Raw genomic sequence first — 507 nt, forward strand, 5'->3', positions numbered from 1 at the left:
CGGTAGCGGGACACGAGACTCTCGGGGTTCGCACGCAACGGGGTGTCCGGGCCGATCTCGGGTACGTAGTAGTGGTAGTTGGTGTCGAACCACTTGGTCATCTCGAGCGGCTCCAACCGATCGGTGCCGCGGGACAACGCCGTGATCAGCTCGATCCCGCGGGGCGTGTCCGGGGCGGCGGGCTCGTAGCCGTCCGCGATGAACCGCGCGGGAACCGAGCCCAGCGCCAGGGACGTGTCCAGGACGTGGTCCACCGCGAACCCCTCGGACGGCACAGCGTGATCCGCGGTGAGGCCGAGTTCGGACAATCGCGTGGCGGTGCGCTCACGCAACCGGGCGAGGGTGTCCAGCACGGTGGTGGCGGGGTGCTGTTGCGGGTCCTTCCAATAGGACTCGAGTGCGCGCTTGAGCTCGCGGTCGGGGCCGATGCGGGGGTAGCCCAGGATCGTCGCGGCGGGGAACGGGACGGGCTGGGTGCTCATGGGAACTCCTCGGAGCTGGTGTGGG

At 69.4% G+C, this 507-nt stretch carries 1 pseudogene; it reads right to left on the reverse strand.

Annotated features, from left to right (window positions below):
* Positions 1 to 482 (reverse strand): annotated as a pseudogene (locus RF645_RS13520) (5-methyltetrahydropteroyltriglutamate--homocysteine S-methyltransferase); the annotation flags it as partial.
* Positions 483 to 507: the final 25 nt, after the last annotated feature.

Source organism: Kocuria sp. CPCC 205260 (assembly GCF_040981045.1).
Classification (GTDB): Bacteria; Actinomycetota; Actinomycetes; order Actinomycetales; family Micrococcaceae; genus Kocuria; species Kocuria palustris.